Genomic DNA, 17178 nt, shown 5'->3' with positions numbered 1-17178 from the left:
CTATTTTTGTACAATCAATTTTGTAAATGAAACAAATAAATCTTTTTTTAGTAATCATTATTGCGGTTTTAGCTTTATTGCCAATCGTTTTACCTAGTCGTTTCGATGAAGAAATGCAATATGAATTTGATGCCCCTGTTGGGTTGGTGTACGACGAATTTTATAATCTTCGTCAATTTTCGAAATGGCAACAATTTACAGCTGCGGATTCTTTAACAATCAAGAAATTTTCTAATACAAAAGAAGAGGACGAAAATTATATGATTTGGGATTCTGAAGATGCTTCAATTGCTTCTGGAAAAGTAACGATTGAAAATTTTTCGATAAATCGTTTCGTCAATTATACGATAAAGTATGATGGTTGGGAAAAATTAGATAGTCTTAATGTTAAATTTGAACAACAAGAAAATGGGAAAACAACTGCAAAATTGAATTATTTAAGTCAAGAAATTCCTTATTTCTATCGCTATTTTGCTTTCTTTAAAAACCCTGAATCTAAATTCGAAAAATCGTTGGACAACTTAAATCAACAAGTGAAAGTTAGATTGGATAAGGATCAAAAAGAAGGTCGATTGAATTATGGCGAATATCGTATTGTAGAATTGGGTAGAACAAATTTATTAGCGATTCGAAAACAATCAAGTTTTGCAGAAAAAGATGTGATGGATAAAGTAGATGGCGCTTTTGAGGTCATTTATAAATCATTAATAAACAAAGAAGAAGGCGGTTTTGATTTCGATTTAGGTTTCCCGTATGTCTATTTTACTGATTTTGATAAAGAAAAAGAAAAAGTAACATTTTTTGCTGGAATACAATTAATAGAAGATTTGCCTTTGCAAAAAGAGATGAAAAAAGTGGTTGTTCCTGGCGGAGATTATTTGTTAACATTGCATTTAGGACCTCGTTCTAAGCGTGCGCAAACAATCGAAAAAATGAAGAATTATGCTAAATCGAAAAAGTTACAGTTGGATACAAAACAATTAGAAATTATGTTAAACGATCCGAAGGAAACAGATAGTTTAAAACTAATTTCTCGAATTTATATTCCAATTAAAAAACAATAAATACTTAAGAATTAACAATTTTTAAAGTACACTTAGCCACAGAAATGTGGCTTTTTTTGTATTTTTGCAACTTCTTACAAACGAACATGGACAAAGATTTTATTGAAGTTTACGGTGCACGTGAACATAATCTAAAAAATATTGATGTAAAGATTCCTCGAAACGAGCTTGTGGTAATCACGGGTTTAAGTGGAAGTGGAAAATCTTCGTTGGCTTTTGATACGATTTATGCAGAAGGACAACGTCGTTATATCGAAACTTTTTCGGCTTATGCGCGTCAATTTTTGGGAGGTTTGGAACGTCCAGATGTTGATAAAATTGATGGTTTGTCACCAGTTATTGCGATTGAGCAAAAAACGACCAATAAAAATCCGCGTTCTACTGTTGGTACAATTACAGAAATTTATGACTTTCTTCGTTTGTTGTATGCGCGTGCGTCAACGGCTTTTTCTGTCGAAACAAACGAACAAATGGTTGCTTACACAGAAGAGCAAATCATTGAGTTGATCCGTGCACAATACAGTGGAAAGAAAATTGCGATTTTAGCACCAATTGTACGTTCAAGAAAAGGTCATTATCGTGAGGTTTTTGTGACATATTCTAAAAAAGGTTTTCTTGAAATGCGCATTGATGGGGAGTTGAAAGATATTGCACCAGGAATGATGTTAGATCGCTACAAAACGCATGATATTGAATTGATGGTGGATAAAATGTTGCTGAATGATAAGGTGAATGATCAACGTTTGCGTTCAAGTATCGATCATGCAATGCAGCAAGGAAACGGAATTACGATGATTTTGGATTACGAAACCAATGAAACCAAATTCTTTTCTCGTTCGTTAATGTGTCCATCGACAGGGATGTCATATGCGTTGCCAGAACCGAATACATTTTCGTTCAATTCACCAAAAGGTGCTTGTCCAACTTGTACAGGTCTAGGAGAGTTGAAAGTGGTTAATCACGAAAAATTATTTCAAGATCAAGACAAATCGTTGTTTGATAATTTGGAAGAATTATTTGAAGCTTTAAAATCATCTTCTCGAATAGAAAAACAATTGGAAGCGATTTTTGTCAAACATAATATAGACCAGAAAGTAGCATTCAAAAAACTTCCTCAAGCATTGATTGATGATGTAATGAACGGTTTAAAGGAAACTTTGAATGTCGATCTTAAATTTGCCTCAGTCAAAAAAACATATAAAATTGATTTTGAAGGATTGAATGAATTTCTTTCTGAAATAATGGAAGATAAAAATAATCCGTCTTCAAGTTCGATTAGCAAAAAGTTTGGAAAGAAAGTTATTTGTCCAACTTGCGAAGGAAAACGCCTTAAAAAAGAATCTCTTTTCTTCCGAATTGACAATAAAAATATTGGTGAAGTTGCGGAAATGGATCTTCAATCGTTGCAAAAATGGATTGAAAATGCGCCAGTTTCGATGACTTCGAATCAACAACAAATTGCGCACGAGATTCTGAAAGAAATTTATACACGTTTATCTTTTTTATTAGATGTCGGATTAGATTATTTGAGTCTTAATCGTTCTTCAAGAACCCTTTCAGGAGGCGAAGCACAGCGAATTCGTTTGGCTACTCAAATTGGTTCTCAACTGGTGAATGTGTTGTATATTTTAGATGAACCAAGTATTGGTTTGCATCAACGCGATAATGTCAGATTGATTGATTCGTTGAAGAAATTGCGCGATATCGGAAATTCAGTTTTGGTTGTAGAACACGACAAAGACATGATCTTAGAATCGGATTATGTAGTTGATGTTGGACCAAAAGCAGGGAAAAATGGCGGTCAAATTGTTTGGGAAGGAGAGCCGGAACAAATGTTGAAATCAAATACATTAACATCAAAATATTTAAACAATCAGTTGCAAATCGAAGTTCCAAAAGAACGAAGAAAAGGTAATGGATTAGAATTGAAACTTTTTGGTGCATCAGGAAATAATCTAAAAAATGTAAATCTTACCATTCCTTTGGGGGAATTGGTTGTGGTTTCGGGTGTTTCGGGTTCTGGAAAATCAACATTGATTAATGAAACATTGTACAGAATTCTGAATCAACATTTCTTTAGAGCAGAAAAAGATCCGATGCCTTACAAAAAAATTGAAGGTTTAGAGCATTTAGATAAAGTAATCGAAGTGGATCAATCCCCAATTGGTCGTACGCCTCGTTCTAATCCTGCGACTTATACAGGGATTTTCTCTGATATTCGTACGTTGTTTACAAATTTACCTGAAGCCAAAATTAGAGGTTACAAGCCTGGACGTTTTTCATTTAATGTAAAAGGTGGGCGTTGTGAAACTTGTCAAGGAGCAGGTTTGCGTGTGATTGAAATGAATTTCTTACCTGATATTCATGTCGAATGTGAAACATGTAATGGAAAACGTTTTAATCGTGAGACGTTGGAGGTTCGTTACAAAGGAAAATCGATTTCGGATGTGTTAGAAATGACGGTAAATGAAGCGGTAGAATTCTTTGAAGCGATTCCGAAAATATATCGTTATGTCAAAATGTTGCAAGATGTAGGTTTGGGTTACATTACGCTTGGTCAGCAGTCTACAACATTGAGTGGAGGAGAGGCGCAACGTGTGAAATTAGCAACAGAATTGGCTAAAAAACAAACAGGAAAAACAATTTATATTTTAGATGAACCCACAACAGGTTTGCATTTTGAAGATGTTAATGTGCTGATGAAAGTAATCAATAAAATTGTAGAATTTGGAAATACTGTTATCATTATCGAACATAATTTGGATGTGATAAAATTAGCTGATTATGTGATTGATATTGGTCCAGACGGAGGGAGCAAAGGTGGAAAAATTGTGGCAGAAGGAACGCCAGAAGAAATCATTAAGAATCCGAAAAGTGTAACAGGAAAATTCTTGAAAGTCGAATTGAAATAAATATAAAAAAATCCATCTAAAAATTTTTAGATGGATTTTTTTATGACTTATAATCCGATTGAAACACCCATAAAAGGTTGTAATCCTGAAGAGAATATACTTTCGTTTTCTTTATATAAAACATTGTACATCACGCCAGCTTGAAATCTTACTGGTCCACTCGATTGATATCCAGCTCCCAACCATAACGCAGATTCGTCCATGTCAGCTTCATAAATACTGTTGTAGTATGGCGTACGATCGTTGTACTTTTGTTTTCCTGTGTAGTACATATAGTTGGCTCTCAAGAAAATGTTCTCGATTGGAAAAAAGTTAATGTAAGGACCAACATTAAACAAATTTTGTTTTACATAGTCATCTTTCGCATACTGATAACCTGCCGTGGCACCCAATTCTAAATTGTTTGCAACCATATATCCAACACTTGGAGAAATATTAAACCCAAAATAGCTGTTATTCCCAAAAGATAGTCCCAAACCACCTCCAAAACGCCAATTATTACTAAGCGTTTGATTTTGATTAATTTGAGAAAAAGCAGTATTGCTTAGGGTTAAAGAAATGATAAATAAAAGAAACTTTTTCATAGAAATTTAATTAATTTTTAACTTTTAAAAATGGCTCTAATTGAAAAAACCACTATAAATTTGTCTCATCAAAAATAGTAATTCTGTTTTTAAGTAAACATCATTATTTATTTTAAGTTAATTCGAGTCGTTCATAGTTTTTAATTATAAAAGAATAGAAATAAGATTTGATAAATCTATAATTCATTCGTTTTCTGGTTCTATATTTGCATTAGTAAAGTTAATCAAATAGACAATATAAAATTTAATCATATGAAATTATTATCGCCAGAAAAAAAACAAAAAATCGCTGATATTTTAATTAAATTATTAGCTGATGAACATATTTTATACTTAAAAACAAGAAATGCACATTGGAATGTAGAAGGTTCTGATTTTCAGACAATACATGTGTATTTTGAATTGTTATATAACGAGTTACAAATTGTTATAGATGATGTTGCAGAAAAAATTCGTCAAAAAGATGTATATGCACCAGCAACTATGGCAGAGTATTTGCAGTTAGCTCACTTATCAGAAACAAGAAAAACTGAAAACAAAGATAGTTTAAGTTTTATTGCTGATTTACTACACGATCACGAAGTTATTATTGACTTTTTGGCACAGGCTGTAGTAGAAATTGATGAGTTTCATGATATCTCAACTTCGGATTTCTTAGTTGGTTTATTAGAACAACATCAAAAAACTGCTTGGATGCTTAGATCGCATCTAAAATAAAGTTGAACATTATTTTACTTCATAAGTTTTTAGTGTTAATTCATATTAGTGTTAATTAGGTTGAGCCTTGGATTTATCCAAGGCTTCAGCTTTTTATAACGGTTTGTAATTAACCTTCTACTTCTTTTACTTCTGCATCAGCAGCGTTTGTTTTTACAGAAGCAATTCCATTTTTAGCGCCAGATTCAGTTTCGTACGATTGGCTTGTTCCAATTACTTGCCCGTTTGTTGCCTTTAAATTGAAATGCCATTTACCCGAAGAACCTTCTTTTAATTCGTATTTAGAATCATCCTGCGAATTTTTACGAACAGATTCAATTCCATTTTCGCAGCTTGCTTTTTGTTTATAACCTTCGCTTGCTAAAATATTTTGTCCATTTTTAGCTTTCAAACGAAAACGATATTCTCCTGCTTTGTCTTGATAAATTTCGAACATAATTTAATTTTTTATAAATATTTTATCTTGTTGATTGATATAAATTTATAAAAATTATTTGATAATTATCAATCTATAAAATATTTACAAAAAAAATCCTGAAAAATTATTTTCAGGATTTCTATTCTTTTATTGAATTCTTTTTAAATCGTCAATATTATGTTTGTGCATATAAAGAGGAATGTGTTCTACAACAACGTCGTTTTTCTCTAGACCAAAAGATTTCGGAATGTTGAATTCTATTTTCTTTAATAAATAATAAACTTTCAGCGTGAAAAATTCTTTCATACTTAATTTAGTCTCAATTGAAGGGAATTTTTCAATCAAAACAAATTTCATATCAGGATCTTGATTGTATTTTTTCAAACATGTACTCAGGTATTTTAACTCTAATTCTCCATTTGCATACATATCGTTGATTACTTTTTTGATATATTGTTCTGTTTTTGGTTGAACTCTAAATCCTACATTAAATGTAATTCGATATATTTTTTGATCGACAATTGGCAATATTTTATAGCTCAACGTATAAGGTTCACTATCTCGGTTAATGTTTACAAACCAATAGACATCTGCACGTTTTGGACGTTTTGATAAAATGGATTGAATACTGTATTTCTCGATATTTTTCGGATTGGTAGATTTCGTTAAGTAAAACAAGAAAGTCGAATATTTATTGATTGTTTTATCTTCACTTAATTCTGTTAACACATTCGCGTAACGTTTAATTTTAACGAATTCTAAGTTTCTTGAATTAAGGATTTTTCCATAAAAACTACAATACATTATTATGAAGAACAGCCATCCCATTAATAAAGCTAAATATCCACCATCAACAAATTTGACAACATTTGCTACGAAAAATGATGATTCTATTGCTACGAAAATCGACAAAATTGCTACAATAAATACTTTGTTGAACTTTGTATAATAATTAAGATAATAGGATAACAAGAAGGTCGTCATTAACATGGTAACTGTAATAGCAAGTCCGTAGGCGGCTTCCATATGGGACGAATCTCGGAAATATAAGACAATAAAGACACAGCCAGCCCATAACATAAAATTGATTGTAGGAATGTAAACTTGGCTTTTGTGCTCGTTTGGTTGAATAATTAATGTTCTTGGCCAGAAACCTAAGTTGATAGCTTCATTGATTAATGTAAAAGATCCTGTAATCAAAGCTTGTGACGCAATAATAGCTGCACCTGTGGCAATACAAATTCCAGGAATTAAGAACCAATCTGGCATCATTTCGTAGAAAGGATTTCTACCATCTAACATAGGATTGTCTTGGTGCATTAACCAAGCTGCTTGTCCTAAATAGTTTGTTACTAAGCAGATTTTAACGTACAACCAACTAATTCTAATGTTTTTTCGTCCGCAATGTCCTAAATCGGAGTATAATGCCTCAGCACCTGTTGTACATAAGAATACAGCGCCAAGAATCCAGAATCCGTGAGGGTAATTCATCAATAAGTTATACGCGTAATAAGGATTTAATGCTTTGATAATACTTGGATGATGTACAATATGTAAAACTCCTAAGCCTAGAAGCATTGTAAACCATAAAACCATAAATGGTCCAAATATTTTTCCTACTTTATTTGTTCCAAATCGTTGGAAAAAAAATAACATCGAAAGGATGAAGATTACGATAGGTATAGTAGGTAGATTTTCGAGTCCGTTTAGCATTCGTAGTCCTTCAACAGCAGAAGAGACGGAAACGGGGGGAGTGATAATTCCATCGGCGAGCAAAGCAGAAGCTCCAATGATAGTTGGAATAATTAGGTTTTTACCTTTTTTCTTGATCAATGAATACAAAGAAAAAATTCCTCCTTCGCCATCATTATCCGCTTTTAGGGTCAACCATACATATTTGATAGAAGTCTGAAAACACAAAGTCCAAAAAACACATGATACGCCTCCGTAGACAATGCTCTCTTCAATCACGCGAGTCTCGCCAATTATCGCTTTCATTACATATAAAGGACTTGTTCCAATATCACCGTAAATGATTCCAAATGCGATTAATAGCGTTGCCGCTGTTACTTTGTTCATCGTATGGTTTGATTCCATAAGCAGTATTTTAAAATTTATACGAATGTATGCCGTTGAAAAGAGATTAAACAATCTTATTTATTTATAATATAAAACCAACATTATATTTATTTTCGATACTAAATATGACGTATTTTTACACTACTACAGTCAGTTTTTTATTAATGGAATAAATTTAAGTATTATTTAATCATACTATTTATTTTATTAATCATAATTTAAGGTTACATTTCATTGATAAATAGTAAATTGAATCATTATTTGTTAAACAAAATTAAATTTTAAAACTTTGTTATGCTTGCATAATAAAAAAAGATTATATTTGTTAGACATACACTAAAATATGTTAAGAGAAGATTTAACGATAGATTATTTATTGCGTTCAACATGGTTGTCAGTTCAGAAAATGTATAATGAGCAAGCAGGTGCTTACGATTCTACAATGGTGTATGCCTTTACATTATTATCAATAGATCCGAAAGGAGGTACGCCAAGTACGTCGCTAGGACCAAAGATGGGAATAGAGCCAACAAGCTTGTCGAGAACATTAAAAAACTTAGAAGCAAGAAATTTTATCGTTCGAAAACCAAATCCAGAAGATGGGAGAAGTGTGTTGATCACTTTGACTGAAGAAGGATTAAGAATGAGAGATATTTCAAAACATTTTGTTTTGCAATTTAATGAATCAATTAATAATCACATCGAACCAGAGAAAATGCAAATTTTCTTGGAAGTGATTTATAAGATTAACCAATTAATATCGGACAAAAAAATATTTAAAAACAATTATGAGAAGACACGTTAAACACGTAACTGTATTAGGATCAGGAGTGATGGGTTCTGGTATTGCATGTCATTTTGCAAATATCGGAGTCGAAGTCTTGATGTTAGATATGGTTCCTCGCGAGCTTACACCACAAGAGCAAGCGAAAGGACTTACTTTAGAGAGTAAAGTAGTTCGTAACAGAACTGCTCAAACTCACTTAGATGCTGCTTTAAAAAGCAATCCTTCACCAATTTATGACAAAGCATTTGCTTCTCGTATAACTGTAGGGAATTTTGATGATGATTTCGAGAAGATTAAAAACTCGGATTGGGTAATAGAGGTTGTGATCGAAAGATTGGATATTAAACAATCTATTTTTGAGCGTGTAGATAACTTCCGTAAACCAGGAACTTTAGTCACTTCTAATACTTCTGGTATTCCAATTCATTTGATGGCTGAAGGTCGTTCAGATGATTTTCAGAAACATTTCTGCGGAACGCATTTCTTCAATCCGCCACGTTACTTAAAATTATTCGAAATTATCCCAACTCCTCAAACAGATAAATCTGTTGTTGAGTTTTTCCAAAACTATGCATCTTTATTTTTAGGTAAAACACCAGTTTTATGTAAAGATACGCCAGGTTTTATCGGGAATAGAGTAGGAGTTTACTCGATGGCGAAAGTGATGGAATTGGCGCAAGAAATTGGATTAACGATTGAAGAAGTTGATACTTTGACAGGTTCTATTTTGGGTCGCCCGAAAACGGGAACATTCAAATTGGGTGATTTGGTTGGTTTGGATACTGCATATAATGTAACAAAAGGTTTACAGCAAAATGCGCCAAATGACGAAATGATCCAAGGTTTGAAAGATTCAAAATTCTTGGATTTCTTAATCGAAAATAAATTCTTAGGAGATAAAACAAAAAAAGGCTTCTATTATAAAGAAATTGATAAAGAAGGGAATACCAATCGTTTTGCCTTAAATCTTGATACGTTAGAGTATCGTCCAATGGAACGCGCAAAAGTTACAGCTGTAGAAACTGCTAAAAATGCAGGATCTATGCGTAATAAATTAGGTATTTTATTGAAAGATTCTGGTAAGGCTGGAGAATTGATTCGCAAACATTTTGCTTCATTATTCGCTTACGTTTCTCAACGTGTTCCAGAAATTACAGATGTACTTTATCCAATTGATGACGCTTTAAAAACAGGTTACGCTTGGAAATATGGTCCATTTGAAACATGGGACTTGGTTGGGTTACAAAACGGAATTCAATTAGTAGAATCAGAAGGTTTCAAGGTTTCGGATTGGGTGAAAGAATTGGCCGCAACTGGTGCAAATTCTTTTTATAAAATCGAAAATGGTAAGAAATTATTCTATAATCAATCATCAAAGCAATTCGAATTAATTCCAGGTCAAGATGCATTTATTATTTTAGATAACATTAGAAAAACAAATGAAATCTGGTCAAACCAAGAAACATCTATTCAAGATTTAGGAGATGGAATCATCAATATTGAGTTCCGTTCTAAAATGAATTCTCTTGGAGGAGGAGTTTTACAAGGAATCAATAAAGGAATCGAGTTAGCAGAAAAAGATTATCGTGGAGTTGTAATTGGTAACCAAGGAGATAATTTCTCTGTTGGTGCTAATTTAGCCATGATTATGATGATGGCTGCAGAACAAGATTGGTGGGAATTGAATATGGCAATCAAAATGTTCCAGGATACGATGATACGTGTTCGTTATTCATCTATTCCAGTTGTTGTTGCTCCTCACGGAATGACGCTTGGTGGAGGTTGCGAAATGTCGATGCATGCGGATAAAATTGTAGCTGCTGCCGAAACTTACATTGGTTTGGTTGAGGTTGGAGTTGGATTAATCCCAGGTGGTGGAGGTTCGAAAGAATTTGCGCGCCGTGCAACTGAATTCGCTTTAAAAGATGATGTAAAAGTAAATCATTTGCGCGATAATTTCATGAATATCGCAACTGCGAAAGTAGCAACTTCAGCTTATGAAGCTAAGAATATGGGAATTATTCGTGAGCAAGATATTGTAGTGGTAAATGCAGAACGTCAAATTGCAGAAGCGAAGAAACATGCAATTATTTTGGCAGAAGCAGGTTACACACAACCAATTCAACGTAAAGTAGAAGTGTTAGGAAAAGAAGCGATGGGAATGTTCTATGTCGGAACAGACTCTATGGTTGCTGGACGTTTTGCTTCGGATCATGATCGTTTAATTGCGAATAAATTAGGATATGTAATGACAGGTGGTAATTTATCTGAATCAACTTATGTTTCAGAACAATACTTGTTAGACTTAGAGCGCGAAACATTCTTATCTCTTTGTGGAGAAAGAAAAACATTAGAGCGAATTCAGCATATGTTAAAAACAGGTAAACCGTTGCGTAATTAATATTTGTATTAAGTAAAAAGTAACATGTAAAAAGTATTTATGCATGATTTTAAAGAGTTAATCGTTTGGCAAAAAACAATGAATTTTACGAAAAGGTTTTATGAGATTACTTCAAATTATCCTAAAAGTGAGATTTATGGTTTGACCTCTCAATCAAGAAGAGCTTGCGTATCGATAGCTTCAAATATTGCAGAAGGTGCTGGTCGAAATTCGAATGCTCAATTTATTAATTTTCTCAATATAGCTTTAGGTTCGTCTTTCGAATTGGAATGTCAAATTATTTTAGCAAGAGATTTAGAATTTATTCAAGTAGAGATTTCGGATAATTTATTAAAAGATTTAAAACATATACAGAATATGTTGGTCAAATTAATTCAGAACTATAATTAAATACTTTGTACATCATACATTTTACATTGTACAATCTAATAATACTTAAAAAAAATGAAACAAGCATATATAGTTACAGGATATAGAACAGCTGTAGGAAAAGCGCCAAAAGGAACATTGCGTTTTACACGTCCAGATGAAATGGCAGCTACAGTAATCAAGCGCTTAATGCAAGATTATCCAACTTTAGATCCAACACGTATCGACGATCTAATCGTTGGATGTGCAATGCCAGAGGCAGAACAAGGATTGAATATGGCACGTCTTATCTCATTAATGGGATTAGACACAGACAAAGTTCCAGGTGTTACAGTAAACCGTTACTGTGCATCAGGATCAGAAGCAATTGCGTTGGCAGCTGCTAAAATTAGAACGGGAATGGCAGAATGTATCATCGCAGGTGGTGCAGAATCGATGTCGTATATTCCGATGGGAGGTTACAAACCAATTCCAGAAACAGATTTAGCGAAAGATCATCCAGATTATTATTGGGGAATGGGATTAACAGCTGAAGAAGTAGCAAAAGAATTTAAAGTGTCTCGTGAGGATCAAGATTTATTTGCATTCAATTCGCATCAAAAAGCATTAAAAGCAAATGCTGAAGGAAAATTTGCATCTCAAATCGTTCCAATTGATGTTGAATACAGTTTCTTAGATGATAAAGAAAAAGTTCAAACAAAGAAAATTGATTTTAAAGTGGACGAAGGACCACGTGCTGATACATCTATCGAAGGTTTAGCAAAATTACGTCCTGTTTTTGCGCAAGGAGGTTCAGTTACAGCAGGTAACTCTTCTCAAATGTCGGACGGAGCAGCTTTCGTTATGGTAATGTCAGAAGATATGGTGAAAGAATTAGGTCTTGAGCCAGTTGCACGCTTAGTTGCATATTCTACGGTAGGTTTAGCACCTCGTATTATGGGAATGGGACCTTTGTTTGCAATTCCAAAAGCGTTAGAACAAGCAGGAATGAAATTAGAAGATATTCAGTTAATCGAATTGAATGAAGCTTTCGCTTCTCAATCAGTTGCAATTATGCGCGAGTTGAATCTTAATCCTGATATCGTCAATGTAAACGGAGGTGCAATTGCTTTAGGGCATCCACTTGGATGTTCGGGTACGAAATTAACCGTGCAATTGTTACATGAAATGGAAGCGCGTAAAGCGAAATATGGAATGGTAACCATGTGTGTTGGTACAGGACAAGGAGCAGCTTCAATTTTCGAATATCTAAAATAATATATAGAATTGAGAGGTTAGATGATAGATTTCAAATTTATCTAACTTCTCAATTTTAAAATCTAATATCTAAACAACAAAAAAATATGTCTACAAATCCAAATAGATTAATCGGAGGTCAATATTTAATTAAAGATGCCTCTTACAATGATATTTTCACTTACGAAGATTTATCAGAAGAACAACAAATGATTTTGCAATCTGCAAAAGAGTTTATTGATAAAGAAGTAGTGCCTAAAAAACACCAAATTGAGAAAAAAGATTATGCGTTGATTGAAGAATTAATGCGTAAAATTGGTGAATTAGGTTTATTAGGGATTTCTGTTCCAGAAGAATATGGTGGAATGGGAATGGGATTCGTTACAACAATGTTAGTGTGTGACTATATTTCAGGAGCAACAGGTTCGTTAGCGACAGCTTTTGGAGCACATACTGGAATTGGAACAATGCCAATTTTATTGTACGGAACAGAAGAGCAAAAACAAAAATATTTACCAAAATTAGCAACAGGAGAGTGGTTTGCATCTTACTGTTTAACAGAGCCGGAAGCAGGTTCTGATGCAAATTCAGGAAAAACAAAAGCTGTTTTATCAGAAGATGGTAAAGAATATATCATCACAGGTCAAAAAATGTGGATTACAAATGCAGGTTTTGCTGATTTATTCATTGTTTTTGCACGTATTGATGATGATAAAAATATCACAGGTTTCATTGTAGAAAAAGATAAAGCTGGTGCTGGATTCTCATTAGGAGAAGAAGAAGATAAATTAGGAATTGTTTCTTCATCAACACGTCAAGTTTTCTTTAATGAAGTTCGTGTTCCGGTTGAAAATCTTTTAGGAGAAAGAGACGGAGGATTCAAAATTGCGATGAATGCCTTGAATGTTGGTCGTATTAAATTAGGAGCAGCATGTTTAGATGCGCAACGTCGTATTTTAGATTATTCGTTACAATATTCTTCAGAGCGTAAACAATTCAATACGTCAATCAATTCGTTTGGTGCAATCAAAGAGAAATTAGCTGATATGGCTGTTTCTGCATTTACTTCAGAAGCTGGTGCGTATCGAGCAGCGAAAGATGTGCAAGATGCAATCGAAGATAATATGGCAAAAGGAATGCCTCATAACGAAGCGGAATTAAAAGGTATTGAAGAATATGCAATTGAAGCTTCTATCTTAAAAGTTTGGATTTCTGATGCAACTCAAATTTCTGCCGATCAAGGAATTCAGATTTATGGAGGAATGGGATATTCGAAAGAAATGCCAATGGAAGCAGCTTGGAGAGATGCGCGTATTTCGAGAATTTACGAAGGAACTAACGAAATCAATACCTTATTATGTGTATCGATGTTAGTAAAACGAGCATTCAAAGGAAAATTAGATTTAATGTCTCCTGCAATGAATGTGGCGAACGAATTAATGTCTATTCCATCGTTTGATGTTCCAGATTATTCAGAATTATTTGCGCAAGAAAAAGAAATCATTGCAAATCTTAAGAAATCGTTCTTTATGGTTGCGGGTTCTGCTTTGCAAAAGTTTGGTGCAGAATTAGAGCAACACCAACAGTTGATTATTGCTGCTTCTCGTATTATGCAAGAAATTTATATGGTTGAATCGGCGATGTTACGTGCAGAAAAAATTGCAAATGTAAAAGGTGCTGATGCGGCGAAGAATGCAGAAAAATTAGTTCAATTACAATTATTCAAATCGGTAGAAATTATTAAAACAGAAGCTACTCGCGGTATCGTTTCTTTCACAGAAGGAGATGAGCAACGCATGATGTTATCTGGTTTAAGAAGATTTACACGTTACAACGAATATCCAAACGTAGTTAACTTAAAAACTGAAATTGCAGATTTGTTAATCAAAGAAAATAAATACACTTTCTAAGTATATTTTAAATACAAATTATTTAAAGCAGTCAATTTATTGACTGCTTTTTTATTTTTAATATGTTGAAATATAATTTGGTATATCATTTGATGATTCTAGAGTAAGTACTAGTCTTTATATAAGTTAGTTGAGTTTTCATGGTACTTAAGTTTTAGTAGAGAAAAGCCTCAGTTGTTCCCAATTGAGGTTTTTTATGCCTTGAGGTTAAAGTTTATTCATTAAAAATAAGAGAGTTAAGTCGATATTTCTTAATGAAATACTTTTCGAAAGAAATGATTTGAAGTAACTTTAATTCAAATTAATAACCCAAAAACAAAGCTTATGATAATTAATGCAGCAATTCTTACGTTGACCATGTTTGCAACATTTAGTATTATGTGTCTAGTCAAATTAGATGAATTAAAAAAAATAAAATAAAACAACAAAACTCCATTTATAGAAATGGAGTTTTGTTGTTTTATAAAGTTATATTTACTTCAATTAATACATTCGAAATGAAAAAGAAGCTAATTGTTTTAACGGGAGCTGGAATTAGTGCTGAAAGTGGAATTTCAACTTTTCGAGATGCCAATGGTTTGTGGGAAAATCATGATATTATGGAAGTCGCTTCGATTGAAGGTTATCAAAGAAACCCAAAATTGGTTCAAGAATTCTATAATCAACGTCGAAAACAATTATTCGATGTTGAACCCAATACTGCGCATCATTTCTTGAAAGAGTTAGAAAATGATTTTGAAGTTGTAATTATCACTCAAAATGTAGACGATTTGCATGAAAGAGCAGGTTCTTCTAAAATAATTCATTTGCATGGCGAATTGAGAAAAGCGCGAAGCGAAAAAGATGAGAATCAAATTATTGATTGGAATAAAGATATCAAACTTGGAGATTTGGCTGAAGATGGAAATCAACTTCGTCCGCATATTGTGTGGTTTGGCGAAATGGTTCCGGAAATAGAAAATGCGATTGATGAGGTTTTAAAGGCAGATATTTTGGTAATTATTGGAACATCGATGCAAGTGTATCCAGCTGCTTCGCTCAAAGATTATGCAAAAACAAATGTCCCAATTATCTATATCGATCCATCAGATACTTATACCAATTCATCTATTACGCATATCAAGAAAAATGCAACAGAAAGTATCGAAGAATTAAAAACTATTTTGAATAATTTTTAATCTTTTACGTTTTACTGTTGATTAATTAATTTAGAGAATATGAAGTATATATTTCTACCATTATTTGTTTTTTCTATTAATGCGGCTGCACAAGAGTTAAATCCGTTTTATCAATCGATAGTAGATCAAGTTAAATATGATTCTGTTCATCAAAAGCTACAAAAATTTCAAGATTTCGGAATCAAAACTGTCGGTTCTTCTGCGCATAATAATGCTTTTGATTGGTTGAAATCTTATTATATTGCATATGGCTATTCAAACATAGAGCAGCAATCTGTAAATGTTTTTGGAAATGTTGGAAATAATTTAATCATAACTAAAATTGGAAAAAAATATCCTGATAAATTTATTATCATCGATGGTCATTATGATACATTAAATGGACCTGGAGCGAATGATAATGGATCGGGAACGGTTACTTTATTAGAAATTGCTCGATTAATTAAAGATATCGATACTGATTATTCGATCAAGTTTATTCATTTTACAGGAGAAGAACGCGGTTTAATAGGAAGTCAGACATATGTCAATCAAATTGCAGTTCCTCAGAATTTAAACATTAAAGCTGTTCTGAATATTGATGAGGTAGGAGGAGTGGCGAATAAAGTAAATTCAACAATTGTTTGTGAGCAAGATGAAAGTAATCCAACATCAAATAATGCAGCTTCTTCTGATTTGACTAATCAAATGTCGAATATTTTTCCCTTGTATACAACTCTAAAAACTGAAATTTCGAATGCTTATAGTTCCGATTATATGCCTTTTCAGGCAGTTGGTTATCCAATAACTGGACTTTTCGAAAAGAATGAAACGCCCTATGCACATACTGCTCAAGATATAATAGCTAATTTAGATTTGAATTATTTGACAGAAGTAGCGAAAGGAGCTTTGGCGACTTTATTACATTTTTCTCAAGCACAAGAGAAGTTGACTACAACAGATCATACTATTTCAACTTTGCAAGTGTACCCAAATCCAGTAAAGAGAAACCTTCATTTTTCGCAGATTTTAAAACAACCTACAATTTCTATATATAACGAAACAGGAATACAGGTCTATGAAAAGAAGTTTCGAACAGCTGTTTCGCAGATAAATTTAGAACATCTTACTTCTGGCGTTTATTTCGTTAAAATAAATTCGAATCAACATAGTTTTAAGATTTTGAAGAAATAAATTGTTGCGTCTCATTTATGTAATAAATTGACTTTTTTAGTTGAATAGTTACTTTTTTTGTCTAAATGGTAATCAACCTTTCGATACACGAGCACCGAACAAACCATACGCAATGGATATACAATGGATACGGAATCGATACAGCGAGGATACACAACCGATACAGAAAAAATGCATTTTAGTGCATACAACCTCCATTTAGGTTAATGGATAACCAATTAGGTTCATTATTCGTCACTTCTAGTTAATTTGCTTGTCTAAGGGTTAATTTTACATCGTTGTTGTGCCCCATCAAGAAGAATACCGAATAAAAAATGAATATTCTAACCACAATAGAAACATAGGTTTTA

The 17178-nt window shown here is 33.0% G+C and carries 13 protein-coding genes; 10 read left to right on the top strand and 3 right to left on the bottom strand.

Features of this window, described 5'->3' with window-relative positions:
* Positions 1–26: 26 nt before the first annotated feature.
* Complete coding sequence (locus tag B4L98_RS09760; RefSeq protein WP_291078144.1) at positions 27–1064, top strand: GyrI-like domain-containing protein; 1038 nt, start codon at positions 27–29, stop codon at positions 1062–1064.
* Between the two features lie 86 nt (positions 1065–1150).
* Entirely contained in the window at positions 1151–3976 is a 2826-nt protein-coding gene (gene uvrA, locus B4L98_RS09755) for an excinuclease ABC subunit UvrA (protein WP_291058582.1), read from the top strand.
* Between the two features lie 47 nt (positions 3977–4023).
* Here uvrA and B4L98_RS09750 read toward each other — a convergent pair whose 3' ends face one another.
* Positions 4024–4560, bottom strand: a complete 537-nt coding sequence (locus B4L98_RS09750; protein ID WP_291058584.1) for a hypothetical protein — start codon at positions 4558–4560, stop codon at positions 4024–4026.
* 252 nt (positions 4561–4812) lie between these two features.
* On the opposite strand from B4L98_RS09750, the gene B4L98_RS09745 reads away from it, so the two are divergent.
* Positions 4813–5277 (top strand): Dps family protein, encoded by a 465-nt coding sequence (locus B4L98_RS09745; protein WP_291058586.1) that lies wholly within the window; start codon positions 4813–4815, stop codon positions 5275–5277.
* 109 nt (positions 5278–5386) lie between these two features.
* Here the strand turns inward: B4L98_RS09745 and B4L98_RS09740 are convergent, their stop codons facing one another.
* Both B4L98_RS09740 and B4L98_RS09735 read right to left on the bottom strand, forming a co-directional pair.
* On the bottom strand, positions 5387–5713 hold the full coding sequence (locus B4L98_RS09740; protein WP_114999163.1) for a YegP family protein: 327 nt from the start codon (positions 5711–5713) through the stop codon (positions 5387–5389).
* Between the two features lie 129 nt (positions 5714–5842).
* Positions 5843–7792 (bottom strand): KUP/HAK/KT family potassium transporter, encoded by a 1950-nt coding sequence (locus tag B4L98_RS09735; protein ID WP_038336956.1) that lies wholly within the window; start codon positions 7790–7792, stop codon positions 5843–5845.
* Positions 7793–8117: 325 nt separating this feature from the next.
* Here B4L98_RS09735 and B4L98_RS09730 point away from each other — a divergent pair, with 325 nt between their 5' ends.
* From B4L98_RS09730 to B4L98_RS09700, 7 genes are all read left to right on the top strand, one after another.
* Complete coding sequence (locus B4L98_RS09730) at positions 8118–8579, top strand: MarR family winged helix-turn-helix transcriptional regulator (RefSeq protein WP_019976592.1); 462 nt, start codon at positions 8118–8120, stop codon at positions 8577–8579.
* On the top strand, positions 8563–10962 hold the full coding sequence (locus B4L98_RS09725) for a 3-hydroxyacyl-CoA dehydrogenase/enoyl-CoA hydratase family protein (protein ID WP_291046842.1): 2400 nt from the start codon (positions 8563–8565) through the stop codon (positions 10960–10962). The genes B4L98_RS09730 and B4L98_RS09725 overlap by 17 nt, the downstream gene beginning before the upstream one ends.
* A 39-nt stretch (positions 10963–11001) precedes the next feature.
* Entirely contained in the window at positions 11002–11352 is a 351-nt protein-coding gene (locus B4L98_RS09720) for a four helix bundle protein (protein ID WP_114999168.1), read from the top strand.
* 54 nt (positions 11353–11406) lie between these two features.
* A complete protein-coding gene (locus tag B4L98_RS09715; protein WP_286496101.1) occupies positions 11407–12588 on the top strand; it encodes an acetyl-CoA C-acyltransferase in 1182 nt (393 codons plus the stop codon).
* Positions 12589–12674: 86 nt separating this feature from the next.
* Positions 12675–14477: an acyl-CoA dehydrogenase family protein gene (locus B4L98_RS09710; protein WP_291051831.1), complete on the top strand. Its 1803-nt coding sequence runs from the start codon at positions 12675–12677 to the stop codon at positions 14475–14477.
* A 497-nt stretch (positions 14478–14974) separates the two neighbouring features.
* Positions 14975–15655 (top strand): SIR2 family NAD-dependent protein deacylase, encoded by a 681-nt coding sequence (locus B4L98_RS09705; protein WP_291068724.1) that lies wholly within the window; start codon positions 14975–14977, stop codon positions 15653–15655.
* Between the two features lie 39 nt (positions 15656–15694).
* Entirely contained in the window at positions 15695–16828 is a 1134-nt protein-coding gene (locus B4L98_RS09700; RefSeq protein ID WP_291074918.1) for a M28 family peptidase, read from the top strand.
* The last annotated feature ends 350 nt before the right edge of the window (positions 16829–17178 follow it).

It is taken from the genome of Empedobacter sp. UBA5528 (assembly GCF_002426075.1).
Lineage (GTDB): Bacteria > Bacteroidota > Bacteroidia > Flavobacteriales > Weeksellaceae > Empedobacter > Empedobacter falsenii_B.
The sequence above is the reverse complement of the archived record's forward strand: the minus strand, read 5'-3'. Positions and strand labels throughout refer to the sequence as shown.

Coding starts and splice junctions, on each gene's coding strand:
- B4L98_RS09740 (WP_114999163.1), bottom strand. CDS start 5,713: ATGTTCGAAATTTATCAAGACAAAGCAGGAGAATATCGTTTTCGTTTG.
- B4L98_RS09735 (WP_038336956.1), bottom strand. CDS start 7,792: ATGGAATCAAACCATACGATGAACAAAGTAACAGCGGCAACGCTATTA.
- B4L98_RS09720 (WP_114999168.1), top strand. CDS start 11,002: ATGCATGATTTTAAAGAGTTAATCGTTTGGCAAAAAACAATGAATTTT.
- B4L98_RS09710 (WP_291051831.1), top strand. CDS start 12,675: ATGTCTACAAATCCAAATAGATTAATCGGAGGTCAATATTTAATTAAA.
- B4L98_RS09700 (WP_291074918.1), top strand. CDS start 15,695: ATGAAGTATATATTTCTACCATTATTTGTTTTTTCTATTAATGCGGCT.
- B4L98_RS09725 (WP_291046842.1), top strand. CDS start 8,563: ATGAGAAGACACGTTAAACACGTAACTGTATTAGGATCAGGAGTGATG.
- B4L98_RS09745 (WP_291058586.1), top strand. CDS start 4,813: ATGAAATTATTATCGCCAGAAAAAAAACAAAAAATCGCTGATATTTTA.
- B4L98_RS09730 (WP_019976592.1), top strand. CDS start 8,118: ATGTTAAGAGAAGATTTAACGATAGATTATTTATTGCGTTCAACATGG.
- uvrA (WP_291058582.1), top strand. CDS start 1,151: ATGGACAAAGATTTTATTGAAGTTTACGGTGCACGTGAACATAATCTA.
- B4L98_RS09760 (WP_291078144.1), top strand. CDS start 27: ATGAAACAAATAAATCTTTTTTTAGTAATCATTATTGCGGTTTTAGCT.
- B4L98_RS09750 (WP_291058584.1), bottom strand. CDS start 4,560: ATGAAAAAGTTTCTTTTATTTATCATTTCTTTAACCCTAAGCAATACT.
- B4L98_RS09705 (WP_291068724.1), top strand. CDS start 14,975: ATGAAAAAGAAGCTAATTGTTTTAACGGGAGCTGGAATTAGTGCTGAA.
- B4L98_RS09715 (WP_286496101.1), top strand. CDS start 11,407: ATGAAACAAGCATATATAGTTACAGGATATAGAACAGCTGTAGGAAAA.